We start from the raw sequence: 20241 nt of genomic DNA, 5'->3' as shown, positions 1-20241 counted from the left end.
CCCGCCCGCACGCGCCGCCGCCCTCTTCCGCCGGTGCGCGCGATTCTCGGTGGCCCGGTGCGCGAGATCGGCCCGGTACCCGACCGATCTCGCGATTCTCGGTGGCCCGGTGCGCGAGATCGGCCCGGTACCCGACCGGCCCGCCGTTGCGCATGACCTCGCGCGTGACCGTGGAGGTCGGCCGGTCGAGCCGCCGGGCGATCTCCGCATAGGCCAGCCCGTCGGCCAACCCCGACGCGATCTGCTGCCGCTCCTGCTGACTGAGCCTGCCTCCCGGCACCGCCGCCTCCTTCGTGAACCTTCAAGACCCTCACCATAGCGTTCACATTCAATCCATTGCAACGAAAGCTTCATCAATCGTTGCATTGAAACTAAAGCCCGTTGCAACGATTTCCCCGCTCTGGCCTGCATATACGCCACTCCGTCGCAACGAATACGTTGCCAGATAAGTCAACGCAACGTAGCTTTTCCCGCATCGGAAACATTGATACGAGCGACCCGAAGGACAGGGACACCATGCAGAAGTTCGCCACCGCCACCCAGATCACCGCCGTCATCACCCTCCCCGCCGGCCGCGTCCAGCTCATCGCCGCCGACCGCGCCGACACCACCGTCGAGATCCGCCCCGCCGACGCCGGCAAGAACCGCGACGTGAAGACGGCAGAGCAGACCACGGCGGTGTACGACGCCGCCGCGGGCGTCCTGCGGATCGAGAGCCCGGCGCCGAAGTCCCAACTCCTCGGCGGGCAGGGCTCCGTGGAGGTCACCGTCCAGCTCCCCGCCGGTTCCCACGTCCGGGCCAAGGCGGGCGCCGCCGAGTTCCGGGGCGTCGGCCGCTTCGGGGACGTCACCCTTGAGGGCGGCTACCGCGAAGTCAAGCTCGACGAGGCGGCCGGCGCCCAACTCGCCTCCCACGACGGCGACATCATCGTCGGACGGCTCACCGGCCCCGCCGAACTCAGCACCCAGCGCGGCGCGATCCGCGTCGCCGAGGCGGTCCGCGGCGCCCTCACCCTCACCACCCAACAGGGCGACATCGAGGTCGCCGTCGCGAACGGCACGAGCGCCTCGCTCGACGCCGGCACCTCTCACGGCCGCGTATCCAACTCCCTTAAGAACGACGGAACTTCGATGGTCACCATCACCGCGACCACCTCCCAGGGCGACATCACCGCCCGCAGCCTCTGACCCCGACGGCCCCGACTGTCCCGACAGCCCCGACGACCCCGCACGGCATGCCGAGGCTGGTTCCAACCAGCCGCCGAGTACCAGCCGTTCACCCCGGCAGGACTCCAAGCAGGCGCCTTGGAAGGGCCGTTCATCTCCGGGCGGCGCACCCCGACAACAGGTCGACGGGCGCCGCCCGTTGGGCGCACCGTGCCCGAACTCCCCTCACTCGTCCCACTCGAACAGCTCCGCCACCGCCCCCTCCAGCACCCGGAACGCCCGCTCGGCCGCCTCCACCGCCCACACGCGCACCTCCTCCACCGACTCCCCCTCCGCGATCCGCCGCCAGTTCTCCAGCGCGAGGATCCGGCGGACTGCGATGATCTGCCCGGCGGCGAGCCGCGCCGCGAAACCGCCGCCGAGGGCGTCGGTGAGCGCGTCCTCGGAGCGCTCCAGGAACCCGTACAGCCGCGCGACGAGCGCCGGAGTCCCGTACAGCAACGCGTAGTAAGCGCGTACGCCCGGATGGTCGTTGAGCCCCGTGACCGGGTCCTCGGCCTCCAGTCCCGCCAGGAAGTGCCGGCGCAGCGCCTCCACCGGCATGACGCCCTGCGCGCGCCCGGCGGACACCACGTCCGCCGCCTCCCGCTCGTGGTCCGCGAGCCGGTGCAGGACGAGGTCCTCCTTCGCCGGGAAGTACCGGAACAGCGTCGGCTTGGAGATCTCCGCCGCCGCGGCCACCTCCGCCACGGACACCTCGTCGAAACCCCGGTCGATGAACATCCGCACGGCGATGTCCGACACGTCCTGGTACATCCGCTGCTTCTTGCGCTCCCGCAAACCGCTCTCGTTCATGGGACGAGCCTACGCACGGGTACGCGAACCGGACCCCAGGTGTGAACGCGCGCCCCGGCCCCAACCCCAGCCCATGAGCCCCTACCCCATAAGTACGAGAGCCCCTACCCCGTGAGAGCCAGCCCCAGGTACGGATTCGCCGCCCGCGGCACCGGCAGCCCCAGCACCTCCAGCGCCGCCTTCAGCGTCTGCCCGTACGAGTCCACCGCCCGCCGCACGTTGGGCGCCTCCAGCGCCTCCCTGCTCACCAGCCGGTCCAGGTCGATGTACGCCGACCGCACGACCTCCAGCCACCGGTACACCAGCCAGTCGTTCTCCCACCCCGCGACCCGCTCCGCCCCCAGCCGCTTCTCCCAGCGCTGGAACATCCGCTCCCTGATGGCCTGTTTCGTCGGCGTCAGGTGCATGTGCCGGACCAGGTCGTACAGCGGGTCCCCGACCAACGCCAACTCCCAGTCGATGAGGGTGAATTCGGCGGAGTCCTGACGGCGGACGAGGTTCCAGGGGTTGAGGTCGCCGTGCAGGAGGGAGGGTCGGCGCCAGGTCACTCGGTGGCGCCGCAGCAACCCGTCGAGCCGGCGGGCGTCGGGAAGGCCCGCTTCCCTGGCCAACTGGACCGTCCCCTCGGGCAGTTCGGCGACCAGATCGACCAGGAACTCGACCGACTGCCCGTAGAAATCCCGGTGTTCGGCCTTCGGGTCCAGGGACCTCCAGTCCACCTCCGTCAGCGCGCACAACTGGTCCACGAGCGCGTCCGCCTCGTACGGCCGCAGCCCGTCCACCGGATGCCGGGGGACCCGCTCCGGCTCGGGCCCCGCGTACGTGTGGATCGCGAACGGGTCGTCGCGGTAACTCTCCCCCAACGCCAGTGCCCTGGGCGCCCGCACCGGCGCCCGCGACGCGTGGATCGCCCGCAGCACGGCGTGTTCGTACAGCGGACGACGCTCCCGCCGCCGTACGTCGGGCAGTTCGCGCCGTACGACGACCGGGAAGCCGATGCCGGGCACCTCGACGACGGTGTTGAGGTGCGAGGCGCCCTTGAACACCCGGTCCGCCCCGGCCGCGCCCTCCGCGAGGAGCACGGCCTTCACCTGTTCCTTTCCGAACTCCGGTGTGAGCGGCACCTTTTCGGTGTCGAGCCGCCAGTCGAACGCCTTCGCCAGCCAGTCCCGGCCGCTGACCTCACCGCCCTGCCGGGCCGCATGCCAGCGGAACAGCGCCCGTTCGATCTCCGCACGTCCTGGCAACGACCGTAGCCTGAGCGGCCGTTCGGCGGCCTGGAGGGCCCGTTCGACCTCCATCGTCGCCTGGTCCAGATCGCGTTGCGTGAACGATTTCTCCAGTCGACGCGCGGCGCGCATCACGTCCGGGTACAGGGACTGCGCCCGCTCGAAGTCCAAGTAGTGGCGCAGGTCCGCATCGAACCCGGTCACCGCCGTGGGCCGCGCCCTCCGCATCGCCGACTCCCAGGAGCCGATCACCTCGTCCCACTGGTGCGCCGGGTACTTCATCCGCACGAGATGCGTCGCCAGATCCTGCAACGGGTCCCCGAACGAGGCCAGTTCCCAGTCCACGCTGACCAGTCCGCCGTCCTCCGAGGCGTACGGGAGGATCAGGTTCTCCCTGTGCAGGTCGGTGTGCAGCAGGTTGTACGGCCGCCGGGCCATCGCGGGGACTCGTTCGGCGAAGCGGGTCAGGGCGTCCTCGGGAACACCCAGCGATCCGAACAGACCTCCGAATGCAGGCCAGTTGGGTGTCCTGACCTGCCGATCCGCCTCTCTCGCCAGGGTCTTGAGGAACACCTGACTGTCGGAACTGTGCGCGACCCATCGGCTCGGCAGCGCCGGCAGCTCCGACCTCCGCACCCGGGTCATCTGGGCGAGCAGCCCGGTCAACGCCGTGACAAGGCGGCTGTCCACGGGCTTTCCGTTGCCGCAGACGGTGGAGAGCGGCACACCCTTCACATAGCTGTGGATGCTGAAGTGTTCGGCGCGCAGCAGACAGGTCGGCGCGTGCGGGAGGTGCGGGCGGACGGCCTTGAGGACCGCGCCCTCGTCCTCCCAGGTGCGGATCACCACCGGCAGCGCGTCTCGCCGCCGCACCCGCACCAGCACGGTCGTACCGGGCTCCTGGCCGAGGATCCTCGCGGGGATCTCCGTCAGCTCGTACACGAAGTTGTCGTTGTGATGGCCGCTGGCGACCGGCGCCTTGTTCTTGGCGTCCTCGACGAACGACGACAAGGCGGCGCTGGGCTCGATCACTGACCGCTCCGATGGATTCACGCTGGTGGACAAGCACGGTGAACTGGCTAACGACACAGTGGTGACGGGGTGTTCACCACTCCTGGGTGCCTGCCTGTTCGACAGCGCGGCCACTGGACGGTGCGGGCATGGTAGCCAACCTGTGGGACAGGGCTTTCACTCGGCCAGCAGATCCCACACGGAGTTGAACCACGACTGCCAGCTGTCGACGAAGACCGTACCGACCGAGTTGGGGTCGTCGTCCTTCACGAAGTGCATGAGCGTGGCGCCGAGGCCGAGGACGTCGAGCGCCTGAACCTCGTCTCCTGTGTCCAGGACGATCGGACGCTCGATCACCTCGTACGGACCCATCAACGCCTGGCTGCCGTTGAGCAGATACAGCTTGGACGCCGGGAAGAGGGAGGTCCGTTTGATGTGCAACTCGACATCTTCCACCGCCTTTCGAACCTTCATCTCCGCGAACATCCGCTCCAGAGACGTGATGTGCTGCCGCGTGATGTCGTCCAGCCGATCCCACAGGCGCGGATCGTTCCCGTCCGCCACGACGCTCGGATACGGCAGCGGACGGTTCCCTGCGGGCAGCAGCATCCGGACCCGGACGCTCCGGGGGGAGATCTGTCTGCTGAATATGCGCTCCGCCTGAAGCAGGAAGTGCGCGCTGAGCGTCTCGGACGTCAACGTGTATACGTCCAGGGCGACATCGGACCGCTCGAACGCCTCAGCCAGCAACGGCCCCAGCGAGACCTGCCGCGACCTCGCCGGGTCCCCCGACCTGATCAGCATGGTCTTCACGACCCGCGTCCCACTGCCTTGCCGGGTCTGCACCCACCCTTCTCCCGCCAAGTCCCGCAGCACGCGCTGGACCGTGTCCCGGGAGACTTCGAACTCCTCCGCCAACTCCCGCTGGGACGGCAGGAACGCACCCACGGGGTACGCCCCTCCGGAGATCCGCGCGCGCAGTTCATCGGCGACCCGCTGGAACTCCCTGCCGCCACCCTCGCCGATCTGTTGCGCGCCCACCCTTCGACCGTACCGCCACGACCCCCACGCCAAACCACTTCCAGTCAAATCACCCGGCCAACTGGACTGCCCGTTAAGGGATCTCCCTACCAGGGAAAGACCACCTCAAGTCAACCAGTCCAATTGGACTGCAAGTTGCAGACTCCACCAGGAGTTGTCTGGAGGTGAACGAACATGCTCCTGTTGTCCACGCTGACGGAATCCCTCAGCTTCACCCTCGGCCTCCTGGCCCAGGCGAGGCTGGGCCCGCTCGGTGTCTTCCTGTTGTTCTGCCTGGGCGTCGGGCTGCGAGCCCACCACAGCGGGCTCGCAGTAGGTGCCGCAGTGACGCTGGCGGTACTCATGACCCAGGCGTGACAGAAGCGGCCTCAACGGCCCACGCCGGTTTCCGTAACCGCTTACGCCCGTTTCCGCACCGCCTCCAACACCGGCTCCAGCGAAGAGACCACCGCCTCCGCCCCCTCCCCCCGCAACAACTCCTCCTTGGACTCGTTGCGCGCGTACCCGAGGAACGGCACCCCGGCCTGCCGGGCGGCCTCCAGGTCGGAGGGTGTGTCACCGATCATCAGGGCGTCCGCGGGCGCCGAACCCATCGCCCGCAGCGCTCTGTTGAGGCAGTACGGGTCGGGTTTGAGGAGCTGGAGATCACCGGTGCGGCCATAGATGTGCGGGGCGAAACACCCGGTCAGCCCCCGGCTCGTGAGGTATCTCCCCACCACCCGGGGCGAGTTGTTGGTGGTGATCGCCATCCGGGCGCCGACCGCCACCCACGTACGGATCAACGGATCGGCGTACGGCGTCGGCCGCGCCGACACCGCGGCGGTCAACTCCTCTTCTGTGAGCCACTCTTCGAGTTCGGCCACCAGATCGCTGCCGGGCCGCCGGCGGTCCACGGCACGCAGGACGAAATGCGGGTCGAGGCTGAGCCGTTCCTCCTCGCTCAGCAGATCCCGCAGCCCTCGTTGATCGAGCCGCTTCACCAGCCCGGCCGCCACCCGATCCGCCGGATGCCCCGCGAACAGCCCGCACACGGGCCCGTCGAAATCCCAGAGCACGACCCGGACACGACCGATCAACTCCCCGACGTTCTCGGTCACTTGATCGCCGTCAAAGGCCATCCGATCCGTCTGTTCCGCCTCAGAAGTCACTAAGAAAGTGTCAGGTCTGTCGTGATGGTTTCCCAGAGGGCGTCGAACCAGCGCTGGGACTCCTCGACGAACGCGGCGTCGCGCTGCCCGGAACGCTTCTCGAAGGAGAAGAGGAGGGACTCGGTCCCGCGCACGTCCCACATGTCGAGGACGCCGGCGTCGGTGGGCTCTTCGTGGCGGCCGACGGTGTAGTAAGCCATCAGCGCTTCCTCGCCGTTGAAGAGGTACAGCTTGACCGGCGGGGTGAACGGCAGTGCGCGGAACGAGATATGGACGTCGACGCCGTGGGAGCGCAGGGCCTGGAGGTTGTAACGGAGCACGTTCCCTTGGGCGTTGCGCATCGCCAGCCACCGCTCGTGGACCGGGTCCGCGTCCTCGACGTCGCCCGCCTGGACGGGGAACGCGAGGTTGATCTTGCTGGACGGCAGCATGATGCGGACGTCGATGCGCTCGGGGCGCAGCACGCCGGCATGGATGAGGCGCAGGGGTTCGCCGAGCGCGGGAATGAGGCTCTCGTTGGTGAGGCAGGCCGCGTCGATGCGGACGTGGGACGCCTGGAACGCTTCGACCAGCCGGGGCGCGAGCGCGACCATCGTCGGCTGGGGCTCGCCGACGACGCCCCCCGTCGCCTCCGCGATCCGCGGCGGGCTCCCCTTGCTGACGTTGGTGAGCAGCCCGTCCTCCTGAAGGGACCGCAGGGCCTGCCGGACGGCCCCTCGCTCGACCCCGAACTCGTCGGCCAGTTCGGCCTGGGTGGGGAGGCGGTCGCCGGCCTTGAGATCGCCGACCCTGATCCGCTCACGCAGACTGTCGGCGATCTCCTGGGGCGAGAGCCTTCTGTCGGCGTCCACTGCCACCTTCCCCTGCGTCGTCACGGTCGCACGCTACAACTCTGATCCATCTTAAGGCAGTTGCCGACAACTTGTTTGAGGGTTGGAGCCAAGTGGGGACAACTCTAATAGAGTTGGTTGCCAACTTAGCCAAGTTGGCAGACCGCTGGCATATCCATCGACCGCACATCGCGGAAGTTCCTTGCCAAGGAAGGGGGATCCCCATGCCCGTCGCCCTCGTCACCGCCGCCCTCGAACAGGCGGTCCAGTGGAGATACGGCACCGCAGGCGCCGTCGCCATGCTGCTGATCAGCGTCGGGATCAAGGCCGACATCCCGGCCCTGACGTCGATAGGCGCCGTCATGCTGGTCGCCCTGCTGGCCGGTCCGGCCGTCAGCTCGTGAGCTGAAGCCTCGAACTGATCGTCCCCCACAGCGCGTCGAACCACAGCCGGGACTGCTCCACGAACATCGTGTCCCGCGATCCGGCCCCCCGGCCGAACGCGAACAGCATCGACTGCGTGCCCTCGGCGTCGTACGTCTCCACGCGCTCGTCGTTGATCAGCTGCTCGCGTCGGCGCAACGTGTAGTAGGCGAACAGGGCTTCGTCGTCGTTGAGCAGGTACAGCTTGACCGGCGGGGTGAACGGCAGTGCACGGAAGTCGACTTGGACGTCGATGCCGTGCGTCTGGCGCAGCGCGAGGAGGTTGTGCTTGAGGACCTGCCCCTGCGCGTTGCGGTGCAGCAGCCAGTGTTCCCGCAGCCGCCCGGACGCCGAACTGTCCAGCGGGGCGGGGAAGGCGAGCGGGATGTCGCGGGACGGCAGCAGCACCCGCACCTCGACCTTGGCCGGATTCATTCGCCCCGCGTGGATGTGCCGGAGGGGTTCGCCCATGGCAAGTGTGAGGGAGACGGCGGTCAGGCAGAGCGCGTCGATCCGGACGTGTTCGGCCTCGAACGCCTCTGCGATGCGCGGCGCGAGCGCCACGGTCGTCGGCTGCGGCGGGGCTGTCGGGCCGCTCACCTGGAAGCCAACTCCCAGGTCAACAGCGACAGTTGCCGGTGCTCCCTTGGTCATGTTGGTGAGCAGGTGTTCCGCCTGGAGGATGCGCAGGGCCTGCCGTACAGCGCCCCGCTCCACCCCGAACTCGTCGGCCAACCGGGCCTGTGTGGGCATGCGTTCACCGGGCCGCAGCACTCCGGTCCTGATCCGGGTGCGCAGTTCGTCGGCCACCTCGCGGTGTGACTTCTGTGGCCGATGCGGCCTTTTCCGTCCATTGACGGAGGCGGGTTCCGGCTCCACGTCAAAACAGTACAACTTCCCGCCATCTTTAGGCAGTTCCCCGAGAGATGGTTATGAGACGCTTCCAAGCGGACATAAGTACAGTGAAGTTGGCTGCCAACTTCACCGGACATGGTCAACATGGTCAAACTTTCAGATGGTTGGTCGGGCTCCCTTCCGGAGGGGAGCCGGGAGCCCGCAGATACGGCGGCCCTGGCCGCGGACGCACAGCCACAACCGCATACGAGGCACCACCGCACAGCCACAACAGAACATCGCGAGCACAGCCACAACTTCACAGCGACAGCTACGGACGAGTTGCACCGTCAGAAGTACGACCTTCAGAAGTACGACCTTCAGAAGTACGACCTCAGGACGACCAGTGAGCGGAGAGGAGCGAACCAGGAGCGAACCCAGTCCCGCTTCGCAGGGGCCGCCCCCTAAGGGGCACCTCCCTTAGGGGCCGACCCCTGGGGGACTCGACTCAGAACATGTCCGGGCACCATGGCCGCCCGGACGTACGCAGCAGGGCGCCGGCCTCACGCACGGCGCCCGCTCGTACCTCCCGCACCCGGCCCAGCGCCGCCAACCGCGCCACCGACTCGTCGCCGAGCCACAGCGACGCGAGGTCGGACACGTCCAGCGCGAGGTCGGCGCTCCGGGTGCTCGGGGTGCAGGACGCCCCCTTCGGCGACGCCTCCAGCAGGAACCGGCCCCCGGCCAGTCCTGCGGCGTCGTCCACCTCCAGGACCAGCTCGCCCTCAGCGTCGTACGCACGCGCCTCCAGAGCACGTCCGACGTCCAGGAGCCGCACCCACAGCCAGTCCGAGAGCATCTTGACGCGCGCGGCGCGGGGGTCCGGGAGCAGCCGGGGAAGCAGATCGTCGGGGCCCCGCCAGCCCGTCTCGACGGTGGCGACCCAGTCGATCGAGCACAGGAAGTGCCACAGCGCGCGCTGCGCCGCCGGGGACGTCCCGATCAGCCACTTCACGGTCAGCGTGTTGGCAGCCTGCCCGCCCCCGCTCCACGCGTCGTCCACGGAGTACGCCGCCAGCCCCTCGATCTCCCCGGCCGGCGACCGGTACGCCACGAACGCCGGCATCGGCCGCTCACCCTCATAGACCCGTAGTACTCCGGTCGCGGTGTCCCACCATGCCTGAGTACGACTCACCGCGCCCGGCTGCCCCCGCCGCACCCGCTCGTGCAGCTCGGGACCCGCCTTCCGCACGTCCTCCGGCTCCACCACCTCCACCCGGCCCCCGCACTCGGGCGCGGCCCACCGGGGGTCGAGACCCGTACGGGTCGCGTCGACGCTCCACTCGGCGACGGAGGTGGCGGGCCCGAACCCGTACCTCCCGTAGATCGGGTACTCGGCGGCGATCAGCGTCGCGGCGACGTCCCCCCGCTCCTTGGCGGCGGTGAGATCCTCCCGCATCACCCGCGTCAGCACCCCCCGCCGCCGGTGCGTGGGCAGCACGGCGACGTTGGAGATCGCGTTCGCGGCGACCACGCCCCCACCCGGCACCGTCAGCTCCTGCGGGAACGACCGGTACGTACCCACGACCCGCTGACCCTCGAACGCCCCGTAGACCCTCGACTCCGCATCCGCGACCCGGCGTCCCGCCACCTGCTCCTCGGAGACCGTCGAGACCTGGAGGAAGCCGGTCCTGAGCGCCCGCAGCCAGGCGAGCCGCTCGTCGTCGCGGATCAGACGGATGTCAATGGGTTCGTTGTCCATGCCCCACGCTAAACACGCCCCGCCCCCTGCCTCCAGTCAATTGCCCCCCGCCTCTCAGACCAGCAGATCGTCCACCTGGGCCTCACCCTCCCGATACCTCCGGGTGATCTCGCCCCCGCACTCGTCGGCCGCCCGCTGCAACGCCTGCCGCCGCCGCGAGACCTCCTGCTCGTAGCTCTCAAGTCTCCCCATCGCCTCACTCAGCTCCCCGTCGGTACGAGCCGCCAGGTCCGACAGCTCCACCTCCCCCAGCATCTCGGCGGCCAGCTTCCGGTACTCCTCACCCTGAGGGGTACTAAGGGTCACGTGCCGGGCGGACGACCGGTACCGCGCCGGCCCGTCCGCGAGGATCTCGGAGAGCCGCTCCACGACACCCCCCACCACAGCGGTACCCCGACAGGCCAACTCCGCCCGCAGGATGTCGATCCGTCCCTGCAACAGCCTGCGCACGTAACTGAGATCCGCCTCGTCCCGCAGCGCGTCCCTGCGCAGATCACGCAGCTCGGCCAGGCTGAGCCGGGACAGGTCGTACTCCTCGTACCGCGTACCCGATGTACTGAGTGTGCTCATCCGCCTCAAACCGTCCCCTCGACCGTCCCCTCGACCGGGCGTGTGGGAAGCATGGTGCCACCCCAAGTGGCCGCTATGTGACCGAGTGCCCCCGAACGGCCCCAGATGGGGGCTTTCGGCCCCCACTTTCGCCCCCACACCCCCACTTTCGTCCCCCTCCCCGGCCCCCGGCATGATGGGCACATGCGAGCTGTGGTGCAGAGAGCGGACGGCGCGAGCGTGGTCGTCGAGGGCGAGACGGTCGGCGCGTTCGAGGGCGAGGGCCTGTGCGTCCTGGTGGGCGTGACCCACGACGACACGAAGGAGAAGGCCGCCCAACTGGCCAGGAAACTCTGGTCCCTTCGCATGCTGGCCGACGAGAAGTCGTGCAGCGACATCGCCGCCCCGCTCCTGGTGATCAGCCAGTTCACCCTCTACGGCGACGCCCGCAAGGGCCGCCGCCCCACCTGGAACGCCGCCGCCCCCGGCAGCGTCGCCGAACCCCTCGTCGACGCCGTCGTATCGGAACTGCGTGCGCTGGGGGCAACGGTGACCACGGGCCGCTTCGGAGCACAGATGAGGGTGACCCTGACGAACGACGGGCCGTTCACGGTGCTGATCGAGATCTGACGCCTGCCGGCCCCCGTAAGCCTCGGGGGGACCCGTACGACCCTGAGGCTCCCCCTACCTCTCCCGGGTGAACGCCGTCACCGTCTCCTCATGCGGTCCCCCAGCACAGCGCACGCGTCCGCCATGACCTGACCCAACTGTCCCCGCAGAGACTCCGGTACGCCCCCGAGCCCGCCCGACTCGCCGAACTGGACCAGCTTCCACCCCAGTTCCCGACCGGCCGGGCCGGAACCCCCACACGACAACAACTAGGGCTCGACGACGACTTCCTGAGCCGCAGCCGTCCCCGCAGCCGTGCCGTCGACCACCAACCCCGCGTCCACCGGCACGTTCCGCTTCACCAACGCCAGTGCGATGGGCCCGAGTTCATGGTGCCGGGCAGCCGTCGTCACGAACCCGATCTTCCGCCCCTCGTCCCCCGCGGACGCGACCCGCACCTCGGCCCCGCGCCCCGGCAACTGCACCTCGCTGCCGTCGAGGTGCAGGAAGACGAGCCGGCGAGGCGGCTTGCCGAGGTTCTGCACCCGGGCCACGGTCTCCTGCCCCCGGTAGCACCCCTTCTGGAGATGGACGGCGCTCCCGATCCACCCCAGTTCGTGCGGGATGGTCCGGTGATCGGTCTCGAACCCGACCCGGGGCCGGTGCTGCTCCACGCGCAGCGCCTCGTAGGCGAGGAGCCCGGCGGCGTCCCCGACCTCGGCGGCGAACTCCTCCAGCTCCCCCCGGGGCAGGAACAGGTCCCGCCCGTAGGGGACCTCCCGTACGACCGCGGAGCCAGGCGCCTCGACGACGGACCCGGCCGGGAGGTGGACGACAGCGTAGTCCTCGGTCCGGTCGGCGACCTCGACCCGGTAGAAGAACTTCATGGACTCCAGGTAGGCGATCAGCGCCTCCTGGGCCCCGGGCTCGACATGCGCCCACACGGTCTCCCCGTCGTCAACGAGGTACAGCGCGTGCTCGATGTGCCCGTTGGCGGAGAGGATCAGCGCCTCGGTGGCGACACCGGCCGGCAGCTCGCTGACATGCTGGGTGAGCAGCAGATGCAGCCAGGCCAGCCGGTCGTCCCCACTGACGGTGACGACTCCCCGGTGCGACAGGTCGACGAACCCCCGCCCGTCGGCGAGAGCCCGTTGCTCCCGGAACAGCTCCCCGTAGTGGGCGGCGACACCGTCGTCCACACCTTCGGCGGACACGGCGCCGGGCAAGGACAGCAAGGGACTCTTCATACCCACAACCCTACGACGCGGTAATTGACCCTTACACATTCGCGGCCCCGCCCCGTAGTACTCCAGCGGGACCGGACCCTGGTTCTCTGGTCCTGGCTCTCTAGTCCTGGTCCTGGTCCTGGTCCGCCCGCGCGGCCGTGCACTCCTTGCAGCGGCCGAAGATCGCGAAGTGCTTCATGTCGGTCTCGAACCCGAACCGCTCCCGCAGGGCGTCCGTGAACTCCGAGGCCACCGCGACATCCGCCTCGATCACCCGGTCACAGTCCCGGCACACGAGGTGCAGATGATGGTGCCGGTCGGCGAGGTGGTAGGTCGGCGCCCCGTGCCCGAGGTGCGCGTGGCTGACCAGCCCCAGCTCCTCCAGCAGCTCCAGCGTCCGGTAGACCGTGGAAATGTTGACCCCCGACGCCGTCTTCCTCACTTCCACGAGGATGTCGTCGGGGGTCGCATGCTCCAGCGTGTCCACGGCTTCCAACACAAGCTGCCGCTGCGGCGTCAGCCGATACCCACGCTGCCTGAGGTCGCTCTTCCAGTCGGTGCTCACCACACTGAAGAGTCTAGGACTACTTGAAGAAAGCGATCCCGTCGTCCGGCATGTCCTGCGGGAGCGCCTTCGCCCAGCGGGCCACCTCTTCGGGGGTGACGACCTTCTTGAGGTGGGCGGACATGTAGGGGCGCAGCTCCACCTCGGGGGTCTGCTTCTCGCCGACCCACATGAGGTCGCTCTTGACGTACCCGTACAACCTCTTGCCACCGGTGTAAGGGGCAGACGCCGCGGTGCGGGCGACGGCGTCGGTCACCAGGTCGATCTGGGGCTTCTTGTCGGCCAGCTCGCCGTACCAGACCTCGACGACGCCGTCGTCACGGACCATCGTGACCTCGACCTTGCGTTCGGCGTCGATCCGCCAGAAGCCGTGCTCGGACTCCAGGGGGCGGACCTTGTTGCCGTCGTTGTCCAGTACCCAGGTATGAGAGGTGTACTCCAGGAAGTCGCGCCCGTCCTGGGTGAAGCTGACCTCCTGACCGAAGTTGCACTTCTCCGAGCCGGGGAAGTCGTGCACGCCGGCGCCGGCCCACTGGCCGAGCAGGAAGGCGAGCGGCAGAAGGTCCTTGTGCAGGTCGGACGGGATCTCGATCATCAGGCTTCCTGGTCGTACGGGGTCAGCGCTGGCCCTGGTACAGCTTCTTCACGGTCAGCCCGGCGAACGCGAGCACGCCGACGCAGACCAGGACGAGGAGAGCTTCGAAGAAGACTTCAAGCACGGGGTGCTCCTAGAGGCGCGATTCAGGTACACAAGGCCGGACCCCAGCTTACGCCGCCGGGGTCGCCCCCACTCATCGGGCCAGCACCCCTAGGGGACGCCCCCGTAGACGCCCTCCCCCGTAAGGGCCACGGCGACAGCCTGCCCCGGCACTACGCTTCACGGCATGTCCAAGAAGCTAGTGATCAAGGTGACCGCGGGCGCCGACGCCCCCGAACGCTGCTCCCAGGCTTTCACCGTGGCCTCGGTGGCGGTGGCCAGCGGGGTGGACGTGTCCTTGTGGCTCACCGGCGAGTCCGCGTGGTTCGCCCTCCCGGGCCGGGCGGCGGAGTTCGAGCTGCCGCACGCGGCCCCCCTCCCGGACCTCCTCGACACGATCCTCTCCACCGGCAAGGTCACGCTGTGCACGCAGTGCGCTGCACGCCGGGACATCACGGAGAAGGACGTGATCGACGGGGTCCGGATCGCCGGTGCACAGGTGTTCGTGCAGGAGGCACTGGCGGACGGGGTTCAGGCGCTCGTGTATTGAGCACGTAACAGGCGTGTCTTAGAGGGATGTCGGAGGCAACGGGCTTCGGGGCGAGCACCTCTTGTTGGTCAACAACGCTCACCCATACCGAAGTTGAGGAAGAAAACGATGCGTGCTCAGAAGCTGACCTTCGCCGCTGTGGCCGTCGTCGCCGGTCTCTCGCTCACCGCCTGCTCCTCTTCCGACGACGGCCGGGCGAAGGCGGGCAACGACACGTCGACCACCCCGGTGGCGTCCGTGTCCACCCCCAACGGCGGTACGGCGACGGGCGGTTCGGCGGGCACCGGCTCCACGACGGGCGGTTCGGGTGCGAGCGGCTCCACGACGGGCGGCGGCACGAAGGACGGCGCCGGCAAGGCCACCGGCGGCGCGACCGGCGCCAACTCCACGTCCAAGACCGCCCGTTGCACCACCGACGGCCTGACGATCACGGCGGCGGACCGCACCATCTCCGGCGACAAGGACGGCACCGTCGTCGTCACCCTCAAGAACCGCAGCGGCAAGTCCTGCACGATCGGCGGTTACGCGGGCGTCGACCTGAAGACCACCTCGGGCACGATCTCCGCGAAGCGCACCGGCCAGGAGAGCGTCAACGTCACCCTGAAGAACGGCGCCGAGATCTACTTCCCGATCTCCTACCCCGTGAACACCTCCGGCGGCTCCGGCGTCCGTATCACCGGCCTCCTCGTCACCCCGCCGAACGACACCAAGACGGTCTCCCTCGCCTGGCCGGGTGGCGCCTCCCTCCCCGTCACCGAGGGCGGCGGCACCCCGGTCAAGGTCGGCCCGGTGGGGAGCGCGGGCCAGGGCAGCTGACCCGTACATCCCCTACCCCCTGCGGACTACCGTCCCGCTCTCAGCCTCGCGGCGTCCTGCCCGGGCGGTAGTCCGTAGGCACTCCGATACTCCTGGCTGAACTGGGTGGTACTCACGTACCCCACCGCCGGCGCGACCTGCGCCGGCGACTCCTGCCCGCCCACCAGCCGCCGCGTCTCCTGCATCCGCAGCCGCTTCTGATACCTCAGGGGTGTCATACCCGTGACCGCCTTGAAGTGCCGGTGCAGTCCGGCGGCGCTCATATGGGCGACGGCGTCGGAGAGGGGCGGAGGCATCGACGCCGCGGCCGGCCCTCAAGACCCCGCGGGCATCCCGTACGCTCCTCACCCCCGTGCCCCCCATCTCCCCCGTACTCCCCGTAGTCCTCAAGTTCGACCAACAGCTCCCCGGGCCCGGCGACAGCGCTCAGCTCCCCCGACCTCACCCTCTTGGCGCCGTCGGCGACGAAGCAGACCGTGGGTTCGTCCGGTCGTCCGCCCCGGGAGGTACCCCTCCGGAGCCACCCTTCGCCGAGACCCTCGCGGACCTCGCCGCCCTTCTCGGCGCCCGGGCCCCTCTCCTGCTGACGGTCGCCCGGGCACATCGGCCTCCAGGAGCCTGACCTCTACGGGCCCGCCCCCTAGGGGCGCCGTTTCTTCCCGTCCAGCTCGTCCCACCACTCGTCCGACTTGGGGTCGCCCGAAGGGTCGTCCCACCAGCGGTCGTCGGGGCCTCTCCGGTTCGCGACGATCGCCGCGAGCGGGGGAATGACCATGGCCACCACACACATGCCCACGGCCACCGGCATCGACCAGATCCGTACCACGCCCCAGGCGAGGACGAAGAGGCCGATGCAGGTGGCCATCATGGCGAAGTACACGTGCCGCCGCCGTGCGTACATACCTCCAGCGTAGGCCCGTGGAGCTACTAGGCGCCCAGGTAGACCGGGGCCTTCTGCTTCTCGCCGTAGACGTAGCTGCTGAGGGCTCCGTTGTTGGTCAGGACGACGATCGTGGCGTCGTCCTGGAGTACTACGGGTCGTGCGGGGGCGTAGGCGTAGGGGAAGGTGCCGTGGACGGTGGTGCCCTGGACCCCGTACCCCTTCTTCCTGTCGTGGACGAGCTTCACCCTGGCGTCGTTGACCAGCTTGTACCGGCCCGGCTTGGCCTTCGGCCCGGCGACGCCGGTCCAGGTGAGGGTCTGCCCGGAGGAGTCGAGGAGGAACGTGCGGTTGCCGACGACCGCCGCGCCGGAGCGGACGTTCGCGTCGACGAAGGACACGAGCTTGTCGTCCTTGAAGACCCGGGCCTGGTAGTGCTGGTCGGAGACCCTGAAGATCTGCGCACGCTGGTGGGCGTCGAGCTTCTGCGTGCGCACCAGCTTGCCCTTCTGCGTGCAGCTCGCGCTCAGCGCCGGGAACGCGACGGACTTCCACGGCGTCGACCCGCCCTGGCTGCGCTGCTGGAAGACCGGCTTCGCGCTCAGCACCCCGTTGATCCTGATGCCGGCGGAGGGGTTCGAGGGCTTGCTCTGGTCGACGCGGGCCACGAAGGCACCCTTGTTGTCGACGAGCGTCGCCGACGCACCGCTGTCGGCGCTGTTGACGAGCTTCACCTTGAACCCGCCGTACGCCGACGCGACGGTGGCCGTGCCGATGCAGTTGGCCGCTTCGCCCTTGGTGGTGGCACTGGCGGTGGTGATGGTGCCGACCCCTACCCCCGCGATGGCGAGGACGGCGACAGCTGCGCGAAGCGCGATACGCATGGAAACTCCCGACGGCTTTTCTGTTGTCAAGCGGCCCCTGTGACCTGCGAGAACAACGTTATTCGCGCAGTTCCCCGGAATTATCGGCTCCCTGTCACGGATCCGTGACAGCCAGTTCGGAAATGGCCCTGAACAACACGGCCCTGAACAACCCGTAGGGCCGTACCCGAGTACTACGGGTACGGCCCTACGGGTCAGACGTCGCTCAGACCGCGATCGCGACCTCCGCCAGCCCGCCCTGCTGGGCGACGACCGTGCGGTCGGCGGTGGCGCCGGGGACGAGGGCGCGGACGGTCCAGGTGCCTTCGGCCGCGTAGAAGCGGAACTGGCCCGTCGCGGAGGTGGGGACCTCCGCCGTGAACTCGCCGGTCGAGTCCAGGAGACGGACGTAACCGGTCACCGGCTCACCGTCACGCGTCACCTGGCCCTGGATCGTGGTCTCACCGGGCTTGATCGTCGAGGCGTCGGGGCCGCCGGCCTTCGCTCCACACATTGCTGTACTCCAGAGGTCTTGAACGGTCGGGCAGGGGCGGAGAGGGATCAGGTAGGGGGTACCTGAGTACTACGGGACGGCTACTTGCCGGCGCCGAGCTCGATCGGGACGCCGACGAGGCTGCCGTACTCGGTCCAGGAACCGTCGTAGTTCTTGACGTTCTCGACACCGAGCAGCTCGTGCAGCACGAACCAGGTCAGCGCGGAACGCTCACCGATCCGGCAGTACGCGATCGTGTCCTTCGCGAGGTCGACCTGCTCCTCGGTGTACAGCTCCTTCAGCTCGTCGTCCGACTTGAAGGTGCCGTCGTCGTTGGCGTTCTTCGACCACGGGATGTTGCGCGCGGACGGCACGTGGCCGGGGCGCTGCGACTGCTCCTGCGGCAGGTGCGCGGGGGCGAGCAGCTTGCCGGAGAACTCGTCGGGCGAGCGGACGTCGACCAGGTTCTGGTTGCCGATCGCGGCGACGACGTCGTCACGGAAGGCGCGGATCGCGGTGTTCTGCGGCTTCGCCTTGTAGTCGGTGGCCGCCCGGACGGGCACCTCCTCGACCAGCTCGCGGGCGTCCAGCTCCCACTTCTTGCGGCCACCGTCGAGCAGCTTCACGTTCTCGTGGCCGTACAGCTTGAAGTACCAGTAGGCGTACGACGCGAACCAGTTGTTGTTGCCGCCGTAGAGAATCACCAGTGTGTCGTTGGCGATGCCCTTCGCGGACAGGAGCTTCTCGAAGCCCTCCTGGTCGACGAAGTCACGGCGTACCGGGTCCTGGAGGTCCTTCGTCCAGTCGATCCGGATGGCGTTTCGGATGTGGTTCTTCTCGTAGGCCGAGGTGTCCTCGTCGACCTCGACGATCGCGATGTCGGCGTTGTCGAGGTTGGCCTCGACCCAGTCGGCGTCGACCAGGACGTCGCTGCGGCTCATGCTCGTTCTCCTCCGGGGCAGTTGCGGCGGGGGTGTGCAAGAAGGGCGCGACCTCGGTATGACGGGCGCGCGGGCCCTGAGCAGGGCGGAAAAAGGCTGCGGAAGGCTTCCGGGAGCTTCAGGAAGCGCGACAGAGCATGGCGGCGACGCGGCACAGGTCGACTGCCCGCCGCTTCGTGAGATCCGCCTGACGCTTCATGCTGTCGATCGTAGGGACGGATCGGGCACGCTGTCACCGGTGTGTCGTATGGCGAGATGCGATCGTCCGGATTCCGAGACGACGCTACGTCCCGAAGGGCTACGGGCCCTACCCGTAGTACTCCGGAGGGACCGGACATCTACGGTTCGGACACCTCTGTCTCGCCCCTCGGACGGAGACCCGTACGCCCCCTACCCCGCGAGTCGTACGTTCGAACCCTTCACCGTGATCTCCACGCCGCTCGCCACCGCGACCACCTTGTCCAGCTTGATCCCGCCCGGCAGGTTCTCGATCTTCTGCTGGAAGTCGGTGATCTTGCGGACCTCGCCCTCGGCGGCGTCCACACCCCCGAAGCTGGGCAGGTTGTCGGCGTGCACGCGGACGGTGTCGCCCTCGACGGTCACCGTGCTCAGCACGGACGCCGGTACCTTCCCGATGGGCGTCGTGGCCTCGACGTCGACCTTGATCTTCCCGTTGCCGCCGTCGGACAGCCCGACGACCTCGGCCTCGACGCCTCGCATGATCCGCGTCGGCTCGGACTTCGCGGCCTTCAGGAGTTCGGCGTACGAGATCGCGGCGGTGCCGCTCGCGGTGGAGGCCGTCGCGGAGCTGAAGCTGCTGTCGAAGTCGACGCCCTTCATGCTCGCCTTGAGGTCGTCGATCCGGATCTTCCCGGTGCCCGTCCCGGTCGCCGCGTCGTACTGCTTGATGCCGACCTCGACGTCGTCGAGCGTCCCGCCGAGCGCCTGGGTGAGGAAGGGGAACCCCTTGATCGAGACGTCGGGCGTGGCCGTCAGCCCCTCGTTCGCCTTCAGCTTGTCGGCGGCCTCGCTCTCCGCGAAGTTCACCGCCAGCCGGTCCGCGAGCACGAACAGCCCGCCCAGTACCACCACGACGATCAGAAGTATCCGAAGCCCGCGCATTGTTGTGGTTCCCCCAGTAAGTACCGACCGGAGCCCTGAAGCGCCCTGGTCCTTTCAGCCACCCAAGGTAACCCGCTGGGCAGAGGGTCTCCCGGGGACTGTCGACCGGTTGTGACAGTGAGCGGGCACGCGCGCGTGGAGGTGCGGTTGGACCGACACGGCCGATCCGGACTACGGGCACACGCGCGTGCGAGCGCCGAGGGGGCTGCCGCGCGGGGGCCGTATGCGGGCAGGTACGCGCGCGTGTGGCCGACTGAGGGACGCCGCACGCGTGGTTCGGGCGCCACGAACGGCCACCCGCGCGGCGGGCTCCACAGACGGAAACGGCCACTCCTTCCGCCCAACTGCGGCCACGCGCGCGTAGCGCCACTCGCCGCGCCGCCCGCCCTCGACCAACGGCCCCGCGCGCGTGCGCCTAACCCACCACCCGCCCCAGCACGTACACCGCCGGAGCGGCCAGTGCCAGTGGCAGGGCCACGCCTGCTGTGCAGTGGACGAACTTCGACGGGTAGTCGTAGCTGGCCACCCGGTGGCCGATGAGGGCGCACACCGCGGCGCCCGCGCCGACCAGGGCGCCCACTGTGCCGACGCCGTTCATGCCGCCGACGGCGATGCCCGCGCCGGCCGCAG

At 68.8% G+C, this 20241-nt stretch carries 25 protein-coding genes and 1 pseudogene; 6 read left to right on the top strand and 20 right to left on the bottom strand.

The features are described from left to right. Positions 1-280: helix-turn-helix domain-containing protein (locus tag ACVNF4_RS17375; protein WP_461803726.1), on the bottom strand; the 280-nt coding region annotated here is incomplete at its 3' end. Between the two features lie 236 nt (positions 281-516). Between ACVNF4_RS17375 and ACVNF4_RS17370 the strand changes: the two genes are divergently transcribed. Next, positions 517-1188, top strand: a complete 672-nt coding sequence (locus ACVNF4_RS17370; RefSeq protein ID WP_461803725.1) for a DUF4097 family beta strand repeat-containing protein — start codon at positions 517-519, stop codon at positions 1186-1188. Positions 1189-1392: 204 nt separating this feature from the next. Here the strand turns inward: ACVNF4_RS17370 and ACVNF4_RS17365 are convergent, their stop codons facing one another. From ACVNF4_RS17365 to ACVNF4_RS17355, 3 genes are all read right to left on the bottom strand, one after another. Then, a complete protein-coding gene (locus ACVNF4_RS17365; RefSeq protein WP_461803724.1) occupies positions 1393-2022 on the bottom strand; it encodes a TetR family transcriptional regulator in 630 nt (209 codons plus the stop codon). 104 nt (positions 2023-2126) lie between these two features. Further along, positions 2127-4283, bottom strand: a complete 2157-nt coding sequence (locus ACVNF4_RS17360; protein WP_461803723.1) for a phosphotransferase — start codon at positions 4281-4283, stop codon at positions 2127-2129. A 156-nt stretch (positions 4284-4439) separates the two neighbouring features. Next, positions 4440-5303 carry a winged helix-turn-helix domain-containing protein gene (locus ACVNF4_RS17355; RefSeq protein ID WP_461803722.1) on the bottom strand — a complete coding sequence of 288 codons (864 nt, stop codon included), beginning with the start codon at positions 5301-5303 and terminating at the stop codon, positions 4440-4442. 174 nt (positions 5304-5477) lie between these two features. On the opposite strand from ACVNF4_RS17355, the gene ACVNF4_RS17350 reads away from it, so the two are divergent. Beyond that, positions 5478-5660, top strand: coding sequence for a hypothetical protein (locus tag ACVNF4_RS17350; RefSeq protein WP_461803721.1), 183 nt, complete (start codon positions 5478-5480; stop codon positions 5658-5660). Positions 5661-5701: 41 nt separating this feature from the next. Here ACVNF4_RS17350 and ACVNF4_RS17345 read toward each other — a convergent pair whose 3' ends face one another. Both ACVNF4_RS17345 and ACVNF4_RS17340 read right to left on the bottom strand, forming a co-directional pair. Continuing rightward, positions 5702-6421: an HAD family hydrolase gene (locus ACVNF4_RS17345; protein ID WP_461803727.1), complete on the bottom strand. Its 720-nt coding sequence runs from the start codon at positions 6419-6421 to the stop codon at positions 5702-5704. Between the two features lie 29 nt (positions 6422-6450). Continuing rightward, positions 6451-7326: a winged helix-turn-helix domain-containing protein gene (locus tag ACVNF4_RS17340; RefSeq protein WP_461803720.1), complete on the bottom strand. Its 876-nt coding sequence runs from the start codon at positions 7324-7326 to the stop codon at positions 6451-6453. Positions 7327-7505: 179 nt separating this feature from the next. Here ACVNF4_RS17340 and ACVNF4_RS17335 point away from each other — a divergent pair, with 179 nt between their 5' ends. Beyond that, positions 7506-7685, top strand: a complete 180-nt coding sequence (locus ACVNF4_RS17335) for a hypothetical protein (RefSeq protein WP_461803719.1) — start codon at positions 7506-7508, stop codon at positions 7683-7685. On the opposite strand, the gene ACVNF4_RS17330 is transcribed toward ACVNF4_RS17335, so the two are convergent. The 3 genes from ACVNF4_RS17330 to ACVNF4_RS17320 all read right to left on the bottom strand — a co-directional run bounded on the left by ACVNF4_RS17330 (position 7675) and on the right by ACVNF4_RS17320 (position 10870). Next, positions 7675-8598, bottom strand: a complete 924-nt coding sequence (locus ACVNF4_RS17330; RefSeq protein WP_461803718.1) for a winged helix-turn-helix domain-containing protein — start codon at positions 8596-8598, stop codon at positions 7675-7677. The two genes, ACVNF4_RS17335 and ACVNF4_RS17330, sit on opposite strands and share 11 nt — an antisense overlap. A 448-nt stretch (positions 8599-9046) precedes the next feature. After that, complete coding sequence (locus ACVNF4_RS17325) at positions 9047-10300, bottom strand: GNAT family N-acetyltransferase (protein WP_461803717.1); 1254 nt, start codon at positions 10298-10300, stop codon at positions 9047-9049. A 54-nt stretch (positions 10301-10354) separates the two neighbouring features. Continuing rightward, complete coding sequence (locus tag ACVNF4_RS17320) at positions 10355-10870, bottom strand: RsiG family protein (protein ID WP_461803716.1); 516 nt, start codon at positions 10868-10870, stop codon at positions 10355-10357. 183 nt (positions 10871-11053) lie between these two features. On the opposite strand from ACVNF4_RS17320, the gene dtd reads away from it, so the two are divergent. Next, complete coding sequence (gene dtd, locus ACVNF4_RS17315; RefSeq protein ID WP_461803715.1) at positions 11054-11479, top strand: D-aminoacyl-tRNA deacylase; 426 nt, start codon at positions 11054-11056, stop codon at positions 11477-11479. 248 nt (positions 11480-11727) lie between these two features. Here the strand turns inward: dtd and ygfZ are convergent, their stop codons facing one another. The 3 genes from ygfZ to ACVNF4_RS17300 form a co-directional block, all read right to left on the bottom strand. Further along, the gene (ygfZ, locus tag ACVNF4_RS17310; protein ID WP_461803714.1) at positions 11728-12705 is read right to left on the bottom strand and encodes a CAF17-like 4Fe-4S cluster assembly/insertion protein YgfZ; all 978 of its coding nucleotides are present in this window, start codon (positions 12703-12705) and stop codon (positions 11728-11730) included. Between the two features lie 100 nt (positions 12706-12805). Beyond that, entirely contained in the window at positions 12806-13252 is a 447-nt protein-coding gene (locus tag ACVNF4_RS17305) for a Fur family transcriptional regulator (protein ID WP_461803713.1), read from the bottom strand. Positions 13253-13268: 16 nt separating this feature from the next. Then, the gene (locus ACVNF4_RS17300) at positions 13269-13844 is read right to left on the bottom strand and encodes a heme-binding beta-barrel domain-containing protein (RefSeq protein ID WP_461803712.1); all 576 of its coding nucleotides are present in this window, start codon (positions 13842-13844) and stop codon (positions 13269-13271) included. A 289-nt stretch (positions 13845-14133) separates the two neighbouring features. On the opposite strand from ACVNF4_RS17300, the gene ACVNF4_RS17295 reads away from it, so the two are divergent. Continuing rightward, positions 14134-14496, top strand: a complete 363-nt coding sequence (locus ACVNF4_RS17295) for a DsrE family protein (RefSeq protein WP_461803711.1) — start codon at positions 14134-14136, stop codon at positions 14494-14496. A gap of 108 nt (positions 14497-14604) precedes the next feature. Next, complete coding sequence (locus ACVNF4_RS17290; RefSeq protein WP_461803710.1) at positions 14605-15312, top strand: DUF4232 domain-containing protein; 708 nt, start codon at positions 14605-14607, stop codon at positions 15310-15312. A gap of 26 nt (positions 15313-15338) precedes the next feature. Here the strand turns inward: ACVNF4_RS17290 and ACVNF4_RS17285 are convergent, their stop codons facing one another. The 8 genes and pseudogenes from ACVNF4_RS17285 to ACVNF4_RS17250 all read right to left on the bottom strand — a co-directional run. After that, positions 15339-15608: a helix-turn-helix transcriptional regulator gene (locus ACVNF4_RS17285; protein WP_461803709.1), complete on the bottom strand. Its 270-nt coding sequence runs from the start codon at positions 15606-15608 to the stop codon at positions 15339-15341. A 344-nt stretch (positions 15609-15952) separates the two neighbouring features. Beyond that, the gene (locus ACVNF4_RS17280; RefSeq protein WP_461803708.1) at positions 15953-16213 is read right to left on the bottom strand and encodes a DUF3099 domain-containing protein; all 261 of its coding nucleotides are present in this window, start codon (positions 16211-16213) and stop codon (positions 15953-15955) included. A gap of 26 nt (positions 16214-16239) precedes the next feature. Beyond that, on the bottom strand, positions 16240-17076 hold the full coding sequence (locus tag ACVNF4_RS17275; protein ID WP_461803707.1) for a hypothetical protein: 837 nt from the start codon (positions 17074-17076) through the stop codon (positions 16240-16242). A 205-nt stretch (positions 17077-17281) separates the two neighbouring features. Beyond that, positions 17282-17569, bottom strand: a complete 288-nt coding sequence (locus ACVNF4_RS17270) for a DUF1416 domain-containing protein (protein WP_010351646.1) — start codon at positions 17567-17569, stop codon at positions 17282-17284. 80 nt (positions 17570-17649) lie between these two features. Next, entirely contained in the window at positions 17650-18489 is an 840-nt protein-coding gene (locus ACVNF4_RS17265; protein ID WP_461803706.1) for a sulfurtransferase, read from the bottom strand. Between the two features lie 118 nt (positions 18490-18607). Continuing rightward, positions 18608-18688 carry a putative leader peptide gene (locus ACVNF4_RS17260; protein WP_359277812.1) on the bottom strand — a complete coding sequence of 27 codons (81 nt, stop codon included), beginning with the start codon at positions 18686-18688 and terminating at the stop codon, positions 18608-18610. A 191-nt stretch (positions 18689-18879) separates the two neighbouring features. Then, positions 18880-19611: an LmeA family phospholipid-binding protein gene (locus tag ACVNF4_RS17255; protein ID WP_461803705.1), complete on the bottom strand. Its 732-nt coding sequence runs from the start codon at positions 19609-19611 to the stop codon at positions 18880-18882. Between the two features lie 415 nt (positions 19612-20026). Beyond that, positions 20027-20241: pseudogene (locus ACVNF4_RS17250) on the bottom strand (hypothetical protein); the annotation flags it as partial.

This window comes from Streptomyces sp. S6, assembly GCF_054880855.1.
The sequence above is the reverse complement of the archived record's forward strand: the minus strand, read 5'-3'. Positions and strand labels throughout refer to the sequence as shown.